Annotated in this window: 14 protein-coding genes; 2 read left to right on the top strand and 12 right to left on the bottom strand. The window is 43.5% G+C overall.

Annotated features, from left to right (window positions below; genetic code table 11):
* Positions 1–186: 186 nt before the first annotated feature.
* Positions 187–1,044, top strand: a complete 858-nt coding sequence (locus ACVC7Q_RS05575; protein WP_447265140.1) for a 5'-nucleotidase, lipoprotein e(P4) family — start codon at positions 187–189, stop codon at positions 1,042–1,044.
* 57 nt (positions 1,045–1,101) lie between these two features.
* Here ACVC7Q_RS05575 and glmS read toward each other — a convergent pair whose 3' ends face one another.
* From glmS to ACVC7Q_RS05635, 12 genes are all read right to left on the bottom strand, one after another.
* Positions 1,102–2,910, bottom strand: a complete 1,809-nt coding sequence (glmS, locus tag ACVC7Q_RS05580) for a glutamine--fructose-6-phosphate transaminase (isomerizing) (RefSeq protein ID WP_447265141.1) — start codon at positions 2,908–2,910, stop codon at positions 1,102–1,104.
* A gap of 232 nt (positions 2,911–3,142) precedes the next feature.
* A complete protein-coding gene (locus ACVC7Q_RS05585; protein ID WP_447265142.1) occupies positions 3,143–4,528 on the bottom strand; it encodes a glycoside hydrolase family 1 protein in 1,386 nt (461 codons plus the stop codon).
* Between the two features lie 135 nt (positions 4,529–4,663).
* Positions 4,664–5,359: a gamma-glutamyl-gamma-aminobutyrate hydrolase family protein gene (locus ACVC7Q_RS05590; protein WP_447265143.1), complete on the bottom strand. Its 696-nt coding sequence runs from the start codon at positions 5,357–5,359 to the stop codon at positions 4,664–4,666.
* Between the two features lie 178 nt (positions 5,360–5,537).
* Positions 5,538–7,058, bottom strand: coding sequence for an ABC transporter permease/substrate-binding protein (locus ACVC7Q_RS05595; RefSeq protein ID WP_447265144.1), 1,521 nt, complete (start codon positions 7,056–7,058; stop codon positions 5,538–5,540).
* Positions 7,051–7,779, bottom strand: a complete 729-nt coding sequence (locus ACVC7Q_RS05600) for an ATP-binding cassette domain-containing protein (RefSeq protein WP_447265145.1) — start codon at positions 7,777–7,779, stop codon at positions 7,051–7,053. Before ACVC7Q_RS05600 ends, ACVC7Q_RS05595 begins: the two co-directional genes overlap by 8 nt.
* Positions 7,772–8,626: an SDR family oxidoreductase gene (locus ACVC7Q_RS05605; protein ID WP_447265146.1), complete on the bottom strand. Its 855-nt coding sequence runs from the start codon at positions 8,624–8,626 to the stop codon at positions 7,772–7,774. Before ACVC7Q_RS05605 ends, ACVC7Q_RS05600 begins: the two co-directional genes overlap by 8 nt.
* Before the next feature lie 18 nt (positions 8,627–8,644).
* Positions 8,645–9,094, bottom strand: coding sequence for a MarR family winged helix-turn-helix transcriptional regulator (locus ACVC7Q_RS05610; RefSeq protein ID WP_447265147.1), 450 nt, complete (start codon positions 9,092–9,094; stop codon positions 8,645–8,647).
* A gap of 306 nt (positions 9,095–9,400) precedes the next feature.
* A complete protein-coding gene (locus ACVC7Q_RS05615; RefSeq protein WP_049514955.1) occupies positions 9,401–9,814 on the bottom strand; it encodes a YjdF family protein in 414 nt (137 codons plus the stop codon).
* 144 nt (positions 9,815–9,958) lie between these two features.
* A complete protein-coding gene (locus tag ACVC7Q_RS05620) occupies positions 9,959–11,188 on the bottom strand; it encodes an acyl-CoA thioesterase/BAAT N-terminal domain-containing protein (protein ID WP_447265148.1) in 1,230 nt (409 codons plus the stop codon).
* A gap of 56 nt (positions 11,189–11,244) precedes the next feature.
* Positions 11,245–11,700 (bottom strand): MarR family winged helix-turn-helix transcriptional regulator, encoded by a 456-nt coding sequence (locus ACVC7Q_RS05625; protein WP_447265149.1) that lies wholly within the window; start codon positions 11,698–11,700, stop codon positions 11,245–11,247.
* Between the two features lie 98 nt (positions 11,701–11,798).
* Positions 11,799–14,300: a leucine--tRNA ligase gene (leuS, locus tag ACVC7Q_RS05630; protein WP_447265150.1), complete on the bottom strand. Its 2,502-nt coding sequence runs from the start codon at positions 14,298–14,300 to the stop codon at positions 11,799–11,801.
* A 274-nt stretch (positions 14,301–14,574) separates the two neighbouring features.
* Complete coding sequence (locus ACVC7Q_RS05635) at positions 14,575–16,551, bottom strand: peptide ABC transporter substrate-binding protein (RefSeq protein WP_447265151.1); 1,977 nt, start codon at positions 16,549–16,551, stop codon at positions 14,575–14,577.
* A gap of 144 nt (positions 16,552–16,695) precedes the next feature.
* Between ACVC7Q_RS05635 and ACVC7Q_RS05640 the strand changes: the two genes are divergently transcribed.
* On the top strand, positions 16,696–18,018 hold the full coding sequence (locus ACVC7Q_RS05640) for a DUF1958 domain-containing protein (RefSeq protein WP_447265152.1): 1,323 nt from the start codon (positions 16,696–16,698) through the stop codon (positions 18,016–18,018).
* Positions 18,019–18,084 lie beyond the last annotated feature (66 nt).

Here is an 18,084-nt window from a genome sequence, read left to right on the forward strand (position 1 = left end):
TATAAAACTATACACCTTCTTTTAAGATGAAAAATGGCATCTATCGAGATGAAAAAGCCCTTCATATCAAGATTTCTTTCTTCCTATTCATTCCACCATTCCCTGGATTCCCTTCTCCTCTTTCTTGTCATGCAAGATTGAAAAGAGTATAATTTTTATAGAAAAATTTTAAGGAGTGTACGGTTTATGAAAACAACAAAATCCACCTTTACCATCGTTTCTGCTCTTGCTTCTGTCATTTTACTGACGAGTTGTGGAAGCAACACCAACAAAACGCAAGAGACAAAAGCAAGTAGCACTAAAAATCAGGTGACGATGACCTATGATCAACAGCGCTCACAAGAAAATACCATGTCGGTGCTCTGGTACCAAAAGGCAGCTGAAACTAAGGCTTTGTATTTACAAGGTTACAATGTCGCTACAGACCGGTTGAAAGAGATCCTCCAAACGCCTTCTGATAAGCCTTATTCCATCGTCTTGGATTTGGACGAAACTGTTTTAGACAACAGCCCTTACCAAGTTCAAAATGTCAAAGATGGTACGGCCTTTAACCCTAAAGATTGGGATGTTTGGGTGAAAAAAGCAGCTGCAAAAGCAGTGCCGGGTGCCAAAGATTTCCTCCAATTTGCTGATCAAAACGGAGTGCAAATCTACTACATTTCTGACCGTACAACCTCTCAAGTAGACGACACCATCAAGAATCTTGAAAAAGAAGGTATTCCTGTCCAAGGACGTGACCACCTTATGTTCTTAGAAGAAGGTGTCAAATCAAAAGAAGGCCGTCGCCAAACTGTACAAGAAAAAACCAATCTTGTCTTGCTCTTTGGGGATAACCTGGTCGACTTTGCAGACTTCTCTAAGACTTCTGAAGCTGATCGCGACAAGAAATTGGACGAATTGCAAAAAGAATTTGGTGAAAAATTCATCATCTTCCCAAATCCAATGTACGGATCATGGGAATCTGCTGTTTACCAAGGTAAAAAACTAGATGCCAAGGGACAAACAGAAGAACGCCTCAAAGCCTTGCAAGGTTTTGATAAATAAAACAAACATCCTCGTTAGGAAAAACCTAACGAGGATGTTTTTTCTATATAGACAAGTTTATTCAACCGTTACAGACTTAGCAAGGTTCCGTGGTTTGTCGACATCGAGTCCACGATGAAGGGTTGCAAAGTAAGCAATCAATTGGGTTGGCACCACCATTGAGATTGGAGAGAGATAAGGGTGAACCGCCGTCAAGACTAAATCATCTGTCTCTTTCGCGACATTTTCTTCTGCAATGGTTAAGACATGAGCCCCACGTGCTGCCACTTCTTGGATGTTTCCACGTGTGTGGCTGGCTAGGACTGGATCAGACAAGAGAGCGATAACCGGTGTACCGTCTTCGATCAAAGCAATGGTACCGTGTTTCAACTCACCTGCTGCGAAGCCTTCACATTGGATGTAAGAAATTTCTTTTAGTTTCAGACTGGCTTCCATGGCAACATAGTAATCTTGGCCACGTCCGATATAGAAAGCATTGCGGGTTGTTTCCAACAAGCCGCGGACTTTTTCATCGATCACTTCTTTTTCTGAAAGGGTTGATTCGATCGATTGGGCAACGATAGACAATTCGTGTACCAAATCAAAGGCTTTGGCCTTTTCATTGCCATTGGCTTCCCCAACAGCTTTTGCAAGAAAGGCAAGGGCTGCGATTTGAGCCGTATAAGCCTTGGTGGAAGCGACCGCAATTTCAGGACCCGCATGGAGCAACATGGTCATGTCTGCTTCACGTGAAAGAGTTGAACCGGGCACATTGGTTACTGTCAAGCTTGGAATGCCCATTTCATTTGCTTTGACCAATACCTGGCGACTATCAGCTGTTTCACCAGATTGACTGATAAAGATAAAGAGCGGTTTTTTGCTGAGAAGTGGCATGCCGTAGCCCCACTCAGAGGAAATACCGAGTTCTACTGGGGTATCTGTCAATTCTTCTAGCATTTTCTTAGAAGCAAATCCAGCATGGTAAGAGGTACCAGCCGCAAGGATATAGATGCGGTCTGCTTCTTGAACCGCTTTGATGATAGCTGGGTCTACCACTACTTGACCAGATTCATCTGTGTAGGCTTGGATGAGTTTACGCATTACAGTTGGTTGCTCGTCGATTTCCTTGAGCATGTAGTAAGGATACGTTCCCTTACCGATATCTGACAAGTCAAGCTCAGCCGTGTAGCTAGACCGTTCTTTGACATTTCCATCATAGTCTTGGACTTCAACGCTGTCTGCTTTGACAATCACCAACTCTTTGTCATGGATTTCCATATATTGGTTGGTCTCACGAATCATGGCCATGGCATCCGAGCAGACCATATTGTAGCCATCCCCAAGACCGATCAAGAGTGGTGATTTGTTTTTTGCCACATAGATGGTACTTGGATCTTCTGCATCCATCAAAGCAAAGGCATAGGCTCCACGGATGATGTGGAGGGCTTTCTTGAAGGCTTCAAGCGTAGACAAGCCTTCTTCTTCAGCAAATTTACCGATCAAGTGGACTGCAATTTCTGTATCTGTTTGCCCCTTGAAATGGTGTCCGGCTAGGTATTCTTCCTTGATTTCAAGGTAGTTTTCAATGACACCATTGTGTACCAAAACAAAACGACCTGTTTCAGAACGGTGTGGGTGGGCATTGTCTTCAGTTGGTTTTCCATGAGTGGCCCAACGGGTATGTCCAATTCCAGCTTCCCCTTCGACACCTTCTGCCTTAGCTGACAATTCTGCAATACGGCCGACTGCCTTCACCAATTGGCTCTTGCCTTCACTGGCAAGAAAAACACCCGCAGAGTCATAGCCTCGGTATTCGAGTTTTTCAAGTCCTTGGATCAAAATATCCGTAGCATTTGTATTTCCTACAACACCAACGATTCCGCACATAGTCTTTACGATATAGCCTTGCTATACTTTCCCCTTTACTTAGTCAAACGACCTATGGTCAATTTCTCAGTTACTTTAAAATTGGTCTAGTCTAATTTACCAAAAAAGTAACCAGCGGAGTCAGTATACAATGCTTCTTCCAGTTTGTCAACTAGGAAATATAAGAAAATTGGTCTAGTTAAGGGAGAGTTAAGAAAAACCTATCAATATCTTGGTTGATAGGTTGCTTTTTCTACTCTTCAAATCCATTCTGCTGGCTCAACTCACGGAACCAATGGCCCGATTTTTTCAGGCGTCTTTCTTGAGTAGTCAGGTCTAGTTCAACAAGGCCATAGCGATTCTTGTAAGCATTGAGCCAAGACCAGCAGTCAATAAAGGTCCAAATCAAATATCCTTTACAGTTGGCACCATCTTGAATCGAACGATGGAGCTCACGAAGATGGTCTTTGACAAAGTCAATCCGGTAGTCGTCTTGGATCACGCCATCCTCACGGAATTTTTCCTCCCCTTCAACTCCCATCCCATTTTCTGTCAGGATCCACTCGATATTGCCATAGTTTTCCTTGATATTTTGGGCAATGTCATACAGGCCTTGCTCATAGATTTCCCAACCACGGTGGGGATTGATCTTGCGACCTGGCATGACATAAGGTTCATAAAATTGCTCAAAGAGTAGGGGAGATGCTGGATTTGGAGCATAACGAGGAGCTGCCACACGGAGTGGTTGGTAATAGTTAACCCCGAGGTAATCGACGGTATTTTCCTCGATCAAGCGCAACTCAACGGGATCATAATCTGGCAATAGATCACGCCCCCGCAAGATCTCCACTAATTCTTGAGGATAGTGGCCGAGAACAGACGGGTCTAAGAAAGATTTGGCTTGAAAGAGCTCGGCAATGCGAGCGGCTTTAACATCTTCTGGATGCTGGCTCCGAGGGTAGGCTGGTGTCAGATTGAGTACAATCCCGATACGGGAATTGGGATCCACCTCGTGACAGGCCTTGACCGCTAGACTGCTGGCTAACTGGGTGTGGTAGGCTACTTTTACTGCTGCTGCTGCGTCTACCTTATGAGGAAAATGGGCATCATAAAAATAACCAAACTCCACAGGGACAATGGGTTCATTAAAGGTGATCCACTGGTCGACCAGATCCCCGTAGGTCTTGAAACAAAAACGCGCATATTCTTGATAAGCATAGGCGGTTTCCTTGTTTTCCCAACCATCGCCCTGCTCTTGAAGAGCCATCGGCAAATCAAAATGATAGAGGTTGACCAAGAGGTGAATTCCTTTTTCCTTAATCTTTTCAAAGACACAGCGATAGAAATCGACACCCGCTTGATTGATCTCGCCTCGACCATCAGGGAAAATGCGGGACCACTGAATAGAGGTCCGAAAAGCTGTGTGACCGGTTTCTAACAAGAGATCCAGGTCGTCTTCCCAGTGTTCATAAAAAGTGGATGTTTTCTCCGGTCCTTGCCCTTGATAAAAGCGATTGGGTTCGATCCTATACCAGTAATCCCAGAGATTGTCCCCTTTGCCATCCTGATCTAGACGCCCTTCTGTCTGAGGACCCGAGGTCGAACTCCCCCATAAAAAATCCTTTGGAAATTGATACATGTCCTAATCCTCCTCATTCTACTAGCTCTATTGTAGCGAATCCTCCCCCAAAACCTAGGCACAATTTACAGTCTTTCTTACGCAGATTAAAGAAAAAGCCCCCTTAGGAAGGATTCCTCAGGGAGCCGGTCTTCATTATAAGTCATTCACAACATATTCAAAAAGCTTGTGGTCTGCTGGACTCTTGTCAAAACGCAGTTCCGGGTGCCACTGAACACCGAGAAAACGACTCTCATCTGTGGATTGAACCGCCTCTATGACGTCATCTTTGGGATCCCGCGCGATCACTTCTAATCCATCTGCCAAGTCTTTGATACTTTGATGGTGGAAGGAATTGATGCGACTGGTCTTGCCATAGATTTCTTGCAAGATCGTCTGATCCTTAGTCACCAGCTCTTGGCTAGTGTATTGACCTGGATTGTCCTGCCAATGATCCTCAATATCCTGATGCAAAGTCCCACCCAATGCAACATTGTAGAGTTGGGTCCCACGACAGACTGTAAAGATGGCTTTTTTAGCCGCACGCGCTTCTTCAATCAAGGCCAACTCAAAAAGATCACGTTTTAAGAGGTAGTCATCGCTATCAATGGTGATTTCTTCTCCATAAAACTTGGGCAAGACATTTTGACCACCAGTAATGATGAGCTTATCAATCATCGACATGTAGTGTTTGGCCATGTCCGCATCTCCAATTGGCAAGATCAAGGGAATTCCTCCCGCCTCTTTGACCGCTTCGACAAAACCAGTCGCCGCATAACTCATGTTCGCGTCTGGATCATCTGGGAAGGGCCGTTCATTTCCTGTAATTCCAATCACTGGCCTTTTTTTCATACTTGTTTCCATATACTTTCATTCGTTTTCAAGGCTTATTGTAACACAATTTTAAGCTAGACTCAATGGAGAGTTTTTGAAGAGAAGGTCTCTCCCTCTATAACAAAAGCTTGCTGAAAGGGGTTAAAATTGCTTTCTATCAAAAAATCCTCAAGTGCGAAGACTTGAGAATGGCTTGTTAATTTTTGATAAACCCTTCTTTTACCAAAAAGTCACGCGCCACTTGATTAGCTGACTTGCCTTCTACTCCGACTTGGTAGTTCATCTGGCTCATTTGCTCTGCTGTGATTTTACCAGCTAGTTTATTCAGAACTGCTTCCAATTCCGGATGTTTTTTCAGTAATTCAGCTTTCATGAGTGGGGCCCCTTGATAGGGAGGGAAGAGTTGCTTGTCATCTTGGAGGACCACGAGGTCATAGCGAGCAAGCTCGGCATCCGTTGAGTAGGCATCTGTAATCTGGATATCACCGGACTGGATAGCCTGGTAGCGAAGGGCTGGCTCCATGGTGGAGACTTGTAGATGGAGTCCGTAAACCTTCTGCAAGCCCTTGTTCCCATCCTCTCGATCATTAAACTCCAAGGTAAATCCTGCCTTGAGTTGTCCTTCCACCTTTTTCAAATCTGAAATGGTCTTGAGACCATACTCTTGGGCAATTTTCTTAGGCACCGCGACAGCATAGGTATTCTGATAAGCCATGGGGTTGAGCAAGGCCAGGTTGTCTTGTTTCTTGATCCCATCTCGAGCCGCTCGATAGACTGCTTCTGGATCATGGTCGACTTGCGGCGCCGGCTTGAGGAGACTTTCGGTCACGGTCCCTGTAAACTCTGGATAGATCGCGATATCCCCTTTTTTCAGAGCTTCATAGAGGAAGGTGGTCTTGCCAAAATTCGGTTTGACGGTCACTGTCATGTCCGTGTTTTCTTCGATCAAAATCTTATACATATTGGCTAGAATTTCCGGTTCAGGACCTAGCTTCCCAGCTATGACCAGGTTTTCTTTTTTCGGTTTGGGAAGAAGACTTGGCGTATAAGATACTCCCAATCCGAGGATCATGACCGCAAAAGCCGCAAAGATGGTCCGCAATTTGGCCTTTTCCATCCATTTGAGAAGAAGGTTAAAGGCGATGGCCAAGAAGGCAGAAGACAGGGCACCGATCAAAATCAGACTGGCATTATTGCGGTCAATCCCTAGAAGGATAAAGGAACCGAGTCCCCCCGCTCCAATCAAAGCTGCCAAGGTAGCCGTCCCGATAATCATCACAGCTGCTGTCCGAATCCCAGACATGATGACGGGCATGGCCAAGGGAATCTCAAACTTCTTCAAGCGCTCCCACTTGGTCATCCCAAAGGCGATTCCCGCTTCTTCAAGGCTTGGGTCAATCCCTTGTAAACCGGTGATGGTATTTTGAAGGATGGGGAAAATGGCATAGATGACGAGAGCTGTCAAGGCTGGAAGTGTTCCGATTCCCATGATGGGAATGAAGAGCCCTAAAAGGGCCATGGAAGGAATGGTCTGGAAGATCCCAGCTACCTGTAAAACCCAGTTGCTGGCTCTCTTGCGTGTACTTAAATAAATAGCCAGAGGGACCGCCAGAAAAATCGCAAGGAGCAAGGTCAGTAACGACAGTTGCAAGTGTTGCCCCAGTGCAGTGAGCCAGTCTCCAAAGCGTTCTTGAAAGGTTGTAAGTAGTTTAGACATGGTGAGCACCTCCAAACAAATCTGCCACAAAGTCGTTGGCCGGTTGGGCTAGAATGGTCTCAGAATCCGCTACTTGCACAATCTCTCCTTCTTGTAGCACCGCAATCCGATCGCCTAATTTCAAGGCTTCATCGGTATCGTGTGTAACAAAGATAGTGGTCATGCCGAACTCCTTGTGCAAGTCTTTGGTAAGAGCCTGTAGCTGCTTGCGAGAAATAGCATCCAAGGCTGAAAAGGGCTCGTCCATCAATAGAATCTTTGGCTCCCCAATGATGGCACGCACAATCCCAATCCGTTGTTGCTCCCCACCAGACAGCTCATAGGGTTTGCGATCGGCGTAATCAGAAGCTGGAAGGCCTACTTTTTCTAACAGTTCGACTGTTTTGGAAACCACTCGCTCCTTGCCCCAGCCCTTCATCTCAGGAATGAGAGCAATATTTTCAGCAACCGTTAGATTTGGAAAGAGAGCAATGGCCTGCAAAACATAACCAGTAGAAAGACGTAACTCTCGTTCATCATAGTCCTTGATGCGTTTCCCGTCCATATAAATATTGCCATCAGTCGGCTCCAAGAGACGGTTAATCATCTTGATCATGGTGGTCTTTCCAGATCCTGAAGGACCCACTAGCACCATGAATTCTCCATTTTCAATGCGGAGATTGACATCTTTTAAAATGTCCTTATCCGTGTAGCGCAAGGCTACATGTTTGTATTCAATCATGTTCTTCCTCTATAAGTTTTCTGTCTCTAAGAGTATCCAATAGGCTACTTGCCGGATGCCCTAGGACTTTTTCGATATCTGTTGAAACCCCAGCTTGTTCCCCAACTTTAATCGCTGTATAGGTGCTGACCCAGGCATCGTACTCCCAAGTTTGTGCTGGCCATTTTTTCCGTGACTCATAGGCTTCTTCTACTGATTCATCCACATACGCGATGGCGTCACCGGTCTCTTTTGAGAGAAGTGCTACGATTTCTTCCATGGAAAGATCCTCTGGCCCTGTCAGATTCAAGGTTTGATTTTCCCACTCCTTAGGATTTAAAAGAATTTCTGCTGCAACCCTAGATGTGTCCTTACGGGCAACAGCTGACACAAGACCACTGCCTGCCGGGCCACGAATCTCTCCATTTTCAAGCGCCATATCAATCAGGAAGTCCAAGTAAAAATTATCTCTCAAAAAAGTGTAGGTGAACCCTAACTCCTTGATATAGGCTTCCGTCTGGGCATGATCTCGAGACAAGGTAAACGTTGCCTTCTCATCTGCCCCATAAAAGGAGGTATAGACGATGTGCTGGACCCCAGCTAGCTTTGCGGCATCTAAAAAGTCCTTGTGTTCCTTGACACGCTCTGGATTTTCCCGAGCAGAAACCATCAACAAGATATCGATCCCCTTTAAGGCCTCAACCACCTCTGGTGTATTGGCATACATTATTTTACGAATTTCCGCTGACGCATAGATCTTTGCACGCTCTGGGCTTCGTGCTAGATGGACTGAAGCGATTCCCTTCTTATCGACAAGATTCGCCACATAAGAACCTAATTTCCCTGTTACCCCTGTAATACCAATCATAACTGTTACTTCCTTTCCTTAGATGTCATTTTCTTTAGCCTTTAGATTTGAGATAATGCGCTCTTGATAGGCCTCAAATTCTCGGATTTCTTGATTCGAAAATCCTTGGTAGAAAATCTCTCCCAGTTCTTTGCTGACACGGTCTCCGATTTCTTTTTGTGCCCAACCTAGTTTCGTCAAAACTACAAACTTCTTGCGCTTGTCCTGGTCACTCTGTTCAATCGTAACCAAGCCCTGCTCGACCATGTTCTTAATCATGCTAGTTAGGGTATTGTTAGCTAGTCCTGAAGCAAGAGCGATATCTGTCGCAGTTGCTCGACCATCTTCTTTTTGCCAAAGGACTGTTAAAATCTTTCCTTGTTCACTTCTGTATTGAGCATCTGGCTCCTTGCTCAAGAGTTTTTGAAAGATACGCCCATTCAATAAACGAATCTGTAGAGCTTGGTAGCCCCCTATCATCTTATTCATTCTGTCTCCTTTTTCTTCTATATCGAAATATCACAGTCATTGTATCACCGTTCGTTACATCTGTCAACTATTTCGATATCGAAATAAAAAATCTAAGAATATGTCCACAGAATCCTTGAGGAACTTCAAAATACCAGATTTTTTAATCCTTTTACACCATCTTCCTTGGAAGAAAAGCAACATTTATACTTCTTTTCGAACGACACTGAGTTTTACATCTCTTCATTATCATGCAGAATGAAATTTGTTAAAAAAGCCTCGGTAGGGTTCTTCCTACCGAAGCTTTTTTGATGAAAGAGATAAGGGTTAATGTCCTTTATGCTTCTCTCTTCGTTTTTGCTGTTTGCGTTCAAATTTCTCTTGTTCGAGCAATTGCTTTTGGACACTAGATTGATGTTTTGAAATCTTTTTTCTTTCCTCATACTGCAACTGTAATAGTTCTTTCGACTTGGAAGAAACTTTCTGATTTACTTGTTTCTTCACCATTCGCTGTAATCGTTTAGGATTCTTGATTTTTACATGTTGCTTAACTATAGCTTCTGGACTAAAAGATAATTGAGTAAACTGAGTCTGTAAGATCTCTAGAATTTCATCATCTTTTGGCTCCTGACCAAATGTCACACGACAAACTTGATAAGTTTCTCGATAGACTTGTTCGAACAAACCATGCCAAAATCCATCTTCAAAATAAACTGTCAATCCAATTGAAATTGTTTCCACGACAGCACCTCCTTAAATCTATCCCTAAGAATGGACAACCAAGGAGGAAGGTTACTGATAGGCTTGCCTACGTCTGGACTACCAACCAGAACTGTGTTTTTATCTTAGTTGGAACTATTATAGCATATTTATAATCTATTTTTATTACTTCTTCAAATGCCTATCAAAAAAATGAATCGTAGCCAACCAAGAATCCTTACTCTCTTCCATCAGTAAACACCAATCTTTTCGATAACGATGATTTGGTTGATAAGACACCGTCAACATGTGACCTGTTTCATGATATTTTTTAAATGTAATGTAGTGGCCTTTATAATGTGAGACAATATCATCAATCGCTGACGAGGCATCCCATATTTCATCAACAGTACTTCCGAGCAATAAGATTGGTGAATGCATTTGACCAATATCTATCCTAGCAGAGCAATCTTTAGGGAAGGTTTTTCTAAAAAAATTACTGAATAGATAATCTCCAAGTCGAAACTTTTGATAGGGAAGTTCTTTTTTCAAATGTGTCCAAGAAGAAGTATGAGAGTTCCATTTCCCTTTTATCCCTTCATATACCACATCAGAGGGTGAATTTAGTACCAAACATTGAACGTCATTAAAAAGGCTCTCCTCAGCTAAAACGAATTCTGCTCCCTTAGACCGTCCATAGATTCCAATTCTTTCACTATCTACTTGAGGATGCTGACGTAGATAATCCTTTGCTTCCACAAGGCACTCTAAAGGAATACGTTCCAAATGTTTTGGTAACCCCTCTAAACCAAAGTAGGCAACTGCTAGGCAAATATAACCTCTAGAAGATAAAAGCTGAGCTATATTCTGTGCCTTTTCAATCCGTCCTTCACTACCGCTCACAATAATCAATGCTGGTGTTTTTATTGCCTTTTTATCATAGAAGAGTCTCCCTTGAAAATGTTTCCCGTAAATATCTTTATGACTAATTTGCGAACTCATGTAATATCTTATGAAAGTTCTCTCTGCAATGACAGTATTTCCTTGCATAATTTTGATATCCACAAAAAAATGATCTAATAAGGGAATTTCAGAAAGAGAGTTTGGAAGTTTCTTTCTCTTATTGGTCAAGGGCTTTGCATTAAAAAATAGTCCCATTGTTGAAATGCCTTCATAAGATCCAGAACAAGATGGAGTTTGTGACATATTAATAATACCATTCGTGTCTGATACAAAAGTCGCTGTTGATTTCCATAAAACATCATGAGCTAAACGCATGGGAGCATTGATACAATAATAATCAGATAGAAACATTTCGACTCGATATGTTTCTCTTGGTTTTAAGCCATTGATGACAATATTAAAAGATTCATCTGCTAACTCAGACGCCGTGATAAGTTCAATTTGTATATTCATATCTTCCTCTTTTTGTTAATATAATTAACAATATAGTTTTAAAATTACCGTGATTTTTACCACGGTAATTCTCGCCATACCTGTTCAATATCATTTATCAGTTTCATAACCATTTGAAGGTCTTCCTCACTGTAGTTTCTTAAAACTGAAAAAATGGCTTTTTCAATATGTTCCTGCTGCTCTTTATGAATGTTAAAAACTTCAACCCCTTTTTTGGATAATATCAGATATTTATTTTTTTCATTATCCTGTGCAAATTCAAAAGAAACGAGGTCTTTCTTGGTTAAACGTCTAACACTCTGAGTAACGGCACTCCTTGATACTTCAAGCAACTCAGATAATTTTACTAGATTCACAGGCTGATTCCGACCTATTAGGTCAATCAAATGGACTTCATTAATAGTGATTGATTTATCAATACTATTCCTATGCTGGTCCTTTTTCAACCGTTCAAAGGCTAAAACAAAGCTGTTAAAACGATTATTAAACTTATGCAGTTCTTTCTTATTCATAGTTTCCTTCTTTTTGTTAATGATATTAACAAAATATCGTTTTCTTGTCAAGAAGAGTCAAAAATCCTCCAGAACTTAGCTCTGAAGGACTTTTAAATTTATTTCGTTACGATATTTACAAGTTTGTTCGGTACACTAATCACTTTCACGATTTCCTTGCCATTAATCTCTGCTTTGACTTTTTCGTCAGCCAGAGCGACTTCTTGCAATTCTTCGCGTGAAAGATCTTTCGCAACCATGAGTTTGGCACGGACTTTACCTTTGATTTGGACGACGATTTCGATTTCGTCTTCAACCAATTTGCTTTCGTCCCATGTTGGCCAAGCTACGTAAGAGATTGACTCACCTGTTGCTGCCACTGTTTGCCAGAGTTCTTCTGCCAAGTGAGGGGCAAATGGGGCAATCAATTGGATAAAGCCTTTGGCGTAGTCCACATAGAGTTTGTCTTCCTTGTTAGCCGCGTTGACAAAGACCATGAGTTGGGCAATGGCTGTGTTGAATTTCATGGACTCGATTTGCTCAGTGACAGCTTTAACGGTTTCGTTATAAACCTTGTCTAGAGCACCATTGTTTTCCGCAACGATTTCTTTACTTGTGATCAAACGGTACACACGGTCGAGGAACTTACGACTTCCTTCCAGACCTTCTTCAGACCAAGCGATCGAAGCATCGAGTGGTCCCATGAACATTTCATAGACACGAAGGGTATCGGCACCATATTGTTCCACCACATCGTCTGGGTTGACCACGTTCTTGAGGGATTTCGACATCTTAGCTGGTGCTTGTTCCAATTCTTCCCCTGTTTCCACATGGAAGAAGGAACCATCACGTTTTTCAACCTTGTCAGTCGCCACAAGAGCCCCACGGTGGTCACGGTAGCTAGTTCCCAAGATCATTCCTTGGTTAAAGAGTTTTTGGAATGGTTCTTTAGTTGGAACGACACCGAGGTCATAGAGGAATTTGTGCCAGAAACGAGCGTAAAGCAAGTGAAGAACGGCGTGTTCTGCACCACCCACGTAAATATCTACTGGCAACCATTGTTTGAGGAGGTCCTCATCGGCCAATTTCTCTGTGTTGTGTGGGTCAATATAGCGAAGGTAGTACCAGCTTGAACCCGCCCATTGTGGCATAGTGTTGGTCTCGCGACGACCTTTAACACCATCTTCACGAGTCACTTCCAACCAATCTGTCAAGTTGGCTAGTGGACTTTCCCCAGTACCTGAAGGGCGGATGTCCTTGGTGACTGGCAAGACAAGTGGCAATTCACTTTCTGGAACGGCTGTCGAAGTTCCATCTTCCCAATGAATGATTGGGATTGGTTCACCCCAGTAACGTTGACGGCTAAAGAGCCAGTCGCGGAGACGGTAAGTCACCTTCTCTTGACCACAGCCTTTTTCTTCCAACCAAGCCACGATTTTTGCAATCGCTTCTTCTTTATTAAGTCCGTTCAAGAAGTCAGAATTGACGTGAAGACCATCTTCTGTGTAAGCAGCTTCTGCTACGTTTCCACCTTCCAGTACTTCTACGATTGGAAGGCCAAACTGTTTAGCAAATTCCCAGTCACGTTGGTCGTGGGCAGGTACGGCCATGACTGCACCTGTTCCGTAGCTAGCAAGAACATAGTCCGCAATCCAGATTGGGATTTCTTTGCCATTGACAGGGTTGATGGCATAAGCACCCGTCCAAACCCCTGTTTTTTCCTTGGCAAGGTCTGTACGAGCCAAGTCTGATTTAAGACTGGCTTGGTGTTTGTAGTCTGCTACGACTTCAGCTTGTTCCGCACTTACGATGGCATCTACTAGTTCATGCTCAGGCGCCAAAACAGTGAAGGTCGCTCCGAAAAGGGTATCCGGACGTGTCGTAAAGACGGTGAATTCCTTGTCAGTCCCTTTCACTTTGAAGGTGACATTGGCACCAGTTGATTTCCCAATCCAGTTGCGTTGCATGTCCTTGATAGACTCTGGCCAGTCAAGGTCATCCAAGTCAGTGAGCAAACGCTCTGCATAGGCCGTGATTTTGAGCATCCATTGGCGCATTGGTTTGCGGACAACTGGATAGCCACCACGCTCAGAAGTTCCATCTGGAAGGACTTCTTCATTGGCGATAGCTGTTCCCAGTTCCTCAACCCAGTTTACTGGCACTTCCGCTTCATAGGCCAAACCTTTTTCGTAAAGCTTAGTGAAGATCCATTGCGTCCACTTGTAGTAGTTCGGATCTGTCGTATTGACTTCACGGTCCCAGTCGTAAGAGAATCCAAGCGCATTGATTTGACGTTTGAAGTTAGCAATGTTTTCTGCTGTGAATTCCGCTGGGTCATTCCCTGTATCCATAGCATATTGCTCTGCAGGCAAACCAAAAGCATCCCATCCCATTGGGTGAAGGACATTGTAGCCTTGCGAACGTTTGAAACGGCTAAGGATATCTGTTGCTGTGTAGCCTTCTGGGTGTCCTACGTGTAGACCCGCTCCAGATGGGTAAGGGAACATGTCCAATGCATAAAACTTAGGTTTTGAAGCATCTGTTCCTGTCTTAAAAGTATGATGGTCAGCCCAGTATTTTTGCCACTTAGGCTCGATTTCTTTATGATCGTAAAAACTCATAGCGTCTCTCCAATTTTCGTGATGCTCCTATTATACCATTTTTAGGCGATTTTTAAAGGTTCAGACAAAGAAAAAGAGACTGAACAAAAACTGTCCAGCCTTCGATGTTTGATAGAAATAACAGTATGACGCAGTGGTTGACTGGGCTCTACTACGCTGATTTCATCAGCTTTTACAGCCCTACTCAACTGTGCGGAGGTGGGACGACGAAATCGAATTCTAACGAATGACCGATTTCTGTCCCACTCTCCATCCTGTTTTCGCTAAGAAAAGTCTATTTCACATGCTTTTCAAGTTCTTCTTGCGCTTTTTTATTGGATTTTTCTTTTTCTTTCTTCCATTGTTCACGCGCTTTGTCATAGTCTTTCGCCGCTACGACCTTGTCTTGAACTTCTAAATACTTATAGTTGAAGGATTGACCCTTGTGGCCGGTCCAAGCAAAGGCTGCAGAGTATGGCACAGTCTTACGGACGCCTGGAGAAGCCCCATCTGAATGGATCGGAATCAAGAGGGCACTATCGGTCAACCAAGCTTGAGCGGCAGCATATTTTTCATAACGCTTGTTCACATCTGTGGTTTCTTTTTGAGCATCCTCAATTAATTGATCGTATTCATCAAAACCAGCTGCTTTTGCGGCCGCATTATCTGTACCAGCATCGAATCCAAAGTAGGCATTGGCATTTTCGCCAGATTTACCACTAGTGATGTCGATGTAAGAAGATGGGTCCGTATAGTCTGGTCCCCAACCCAAGTTATTGTTCAAATCCCAATCTTGTTGCGAAGCATTTTCAGCAAAGTAGGTAACCCGTTGCAGGTCATCATCTGAGATCATTTTCAGATCAATAACAATATTTTCTGCTCCTAAAGTTGACTCGATCGACTGTTTGAAGGATTGAGCTTGTTTAATTCCTTCTGTATAAGTTGAGGAAGTTGGAAGGTCCAAATGAATTGGGAATTCAACTCCTTGAGCCTGCAAGTCTGCCTTGGCTTTGGCAAACTCTTCTTTGGCCCTAGTTGGATTGTAGAGGGTATCTTTTCCATCTGCGACAGAGACCCCTTTCCATTCATCCCCATAAGCTTCTAAGTCTTTTTCTACTGCATCCCCAAATTGTTTGCCATCGATTTGGACAAAGTTTGGTGGCGTAAAGGTATTACGGATCACCTTATTGGCAGCCGCTTCTCCGTTTGCTTGAGCTACGTATGCCTTGCGGTTGAAGGCAAACATAATGGCTTGACGGAAGTCCTTATTCAAGATTGCTTTCTTGGTAGAAGTCTTTTGAGCATCCGTAGTCTTCGCTGTAATTTCATAAGACTGACGGTCGATGTTGAAGGAAAGGTTATAGGTTGAAGAACCTTGGTCGCTAAAGACGATATCATCTTTGTGCTTCTTCTCCACACTCTTATAGTTAGAGCCACTTGGGAAGACACGGGCAACCGTATAGTCGCCTTTGTCAAATCCACGAATCAAGGATTCTGAGTCTTGTCCATCATAATAGGTCAGCTTGACTTTACTGATCTTGACATTATCTGCATCCCAGTAAGTTGGGTTCTTTTCCAATGTCGCTGAAGATTTAGAAGTGATGGATTTGATCAAATAAGGACCGCAGTATAGAATGCTAGACGGAGTGGTTCCTTGACCATAGTCATCTCCCTTAGATTTCAAGAATTCTTCGTTGACCGGCATCAGGATCCCCATCGTGGTCTTAGAATTCCAGAAGCTTTCCGGCTGGCTCAAGGTATATTGAACCGTGTAATCGTCAATCGCTTTCACACCAACGGTTGAGAAATCAGATGTTTTCCCTGAAACATAATCATCCAAGCCTTTGACAGATTTTTGAACCAGATAGATCGCTTGCGATTTCTTGTCTGCTGCGTGTTTGAGACCTGTCACAAAGTCTTGGGCCTTGACTTCTCCATATTCTTCCCCTTCAGAAGTCATCCATTTGACACCTTTGCGGAGTTTATAAGTATAGGTCAAGCCGTCTTTGGAAACAGTCCAGTCTTTAGCAAGTGATGGGATCAAGTTCCCATACTTGTCCACTTCCAATAAGCCATCTACCGCATTTCCCGTAAACTCGGAAGTCGATTTTTTATTGGAAATCGAATAGTCGAGCGTATCCGGATCCTGGGTATAAACATAGCTAAACGTCTGTCCACCGGAGCTTCCAGATTTTCCACCTGAGCAAGCTACTAGGACACCAGCTGATAAAAGCAGAGCGCTGGTAGCTAAGAGTACCTTTCCTTTGTTCATATCATTCACCTCATTGTAAAAATGTTATATTCAATTTAAATTATAGCACTTTCCAGGGAAATGTAAACGCTTTTACTGCGAAATTATTCTCTTTTTTCTTTTTCTAGAATTTTTTCCGTTTTAATCCCTAACCTGTATGATATAATGGAATTTATGAATAACGGGAGACATTTACACAAACGACTAAAATACAGCCTCTTGTCCCTCCTTGTAGGAGTCTTGACATTAGGTCCTATCTCTACTGCTTTTGCGGACGATATCTATCAGCAAGAAGATGTCATGAAAATCGCAGCCGATGCTGGACTGGTATTGGATGATTTTTACAAGCCTAAGGCCGACATCGTCATCGATGCCAATACTGGAGCCATCCTATACGGAGACAATATCGATACGGTCCGTGACTCAGGCAGCATGGCCAAGCTCATGAGTGCCTATGTGGTCTTTCGGGCCCTCAAAGAAGGCAAGATCAAGTACGATACCGTGGTCACAGCAACAGAGGCTGACCAAGCCATTTCGGAAAACAATCTGTTAAGTAACTCACCGATTGTAGCTGGCGTAGACTACAAAGTATCTGAATTGATCAAGATGCTCTTTGTTCCCTCTTCCAGCGCGGCTGTGATCATGCTAGCTAATCTTGTCACAGACAACGATCCCGATAAGTTTTTGGATCTAATGAATCAGTACGCGCAAGAAATGGGGATGAGCCATACCAAATGGAATAACCCAAACGGGGCGATGATTTCCGTCTTACAGGGCCATTACAATCCGCAGCACCATGACCTGAACGCCAATAATGAGATTACAGCGCGGGACATGTCTATTTTGGCATATCACATCGTGAATGACCTGCCAGAGATGCTGGAATACACCAAACAGGCCCACACAACTATTATGCCAGGCACTCCGTATGAGCAAAGCTATGACAATTACAACACTTCCCTCGAAGGTGGAAAGTTCGAACTCAAGGGAACTGATGGACTCAAGACAGGATCCAGCCCAACTGCTGACTACAACTACACCGCAACAACCAAACGGGGGAAACAGCGGATTATCGAAGTCATCCTAGGCGTTGGAAACTACGATGTCGAGATCGCCGAAAGCTACCGCAATCAAATCGGAAATACCTTAGCCGAGAAAATGTTTGCAGATTACCAATACAAAAAAGTTCTCTCTGCAGGCCAACACACGATCGACGGAAAGACAGTACACTTGAAACAAGACTTCTATGCAACCGTTAAAAAAGGCACGAATCCAGCAATTAAACTGGAAAACAACCGCCTGGTCGTCCAAAACGGCTTGCAACAGGTATCTCCAAGTATTAAGGCGGGAATGGCCGTGAGCGATTCTACATCAACAAACTCTAGCAGTAAACAGAAGGGACTAGATGTTATGTGGCTCTTCTGCTTCTTGCCAGCCGGAATTTTATACCTAATCTTTAAACAAACCGATCCAAAAAGAAGAAAATAAACCAAGAACTCCCATTACCATAAGGTATGGGAGTTCTTGTATTGGAAAGGAATCACGTTCTCGATG

The sequence above is a fragment of the Streptococcus sp. W151 genome (assembly GCF_053010205.1).

Coding starts and splice junctions, on each gene's coding strand:
- ACVC7Q_RS05575 (WP_447265140.1), top strand. CDS start 187: ATGAAAACAACAAAATCCACCTTTACCATCGTTTCTGCTCTTGCTTCT.
- glmS (WP_447265141.1), bottom strand. CDS start 2,910: ATGTGCGGAATCGTTGGTGTTGTAGGAAATACAAATGCTACGGATATT.
- ACVC7Q_RS05585 (WP_447265142.1), bottom strand. CDS start 4,528: ATGTATCAATTTCCAAAGGATTTTTTATGGGGGAGTTCGACCTCGGGT.
- ACVC7Q_RS05590 (WP_447265143.1), bottom strand. CDS start 5,359: ATGAAAAAAAGGCCAGTGATTGGAATTACAGGAAATGAACGGCCCTTC.
- ACVC7Q_RS05595 (WP_447265144.1), bottom strand. CDS start 7,058: ATGTCTAAACTACTTACAACCTTTCAAGAACGCTTTGGAGACTGGCTC.
- ACVC7Q_RS05600 (WP_447265145.1), bottom strand. CDS start 7,779: ATGATTGAATACAAACATGTAGCCTTGCGCTACACGGATAAGGACATT.
- ACVC7Q_RS05605 (WP_447265146.1), bottom strand. CDS start 8,626: ATGATTGGTATTACAGGGGTAACAGGGAAATTAGGTTCTTATGTGGCG.
- ACVC7Q_RS05610 (WP_447265147.1), bottom strand. CDS start 9,094: ATGAATAAGATGATAGGGGGCTACCAAGCTCTACAGATTCGTTTATTG.
- ACVC7Q_RS05620 (WP_447265148.1), bottom strand. CDS start 11,188: ATGAATATACAAATTGAACTTATCACGGCGTCTGAGTTAGCAGATGAA.
- ACVC7Q_RS05625 (WP_447265149.1), bottom strand. CDS start 11,700: ATGAATAAGAAAGAACTGCATAAGTTTAATAATCGTTTTAACAGCTTT.
- leuS (WP_447265150.1), bottom strand. CDS start 14,300: ATGAGTTTTTACGATCATAAAGAAATCGAGCCTAAGTGGCAAAAATAC.
- ACVC7Q_RS05635 (WP_447265151.1), bottom strand. CDS start 16,551: ATGAACAAAGGAAAGGTACTCTTAGCTACCAGCGCTCTGCTTTTATCA.
- ACVC7Q_RS05640 (WP_447265152.1), top strand. CDS start 16,696: ATGGAATTTATGAATAACGGGAGACATTTACACAAACGACTAAAATAC.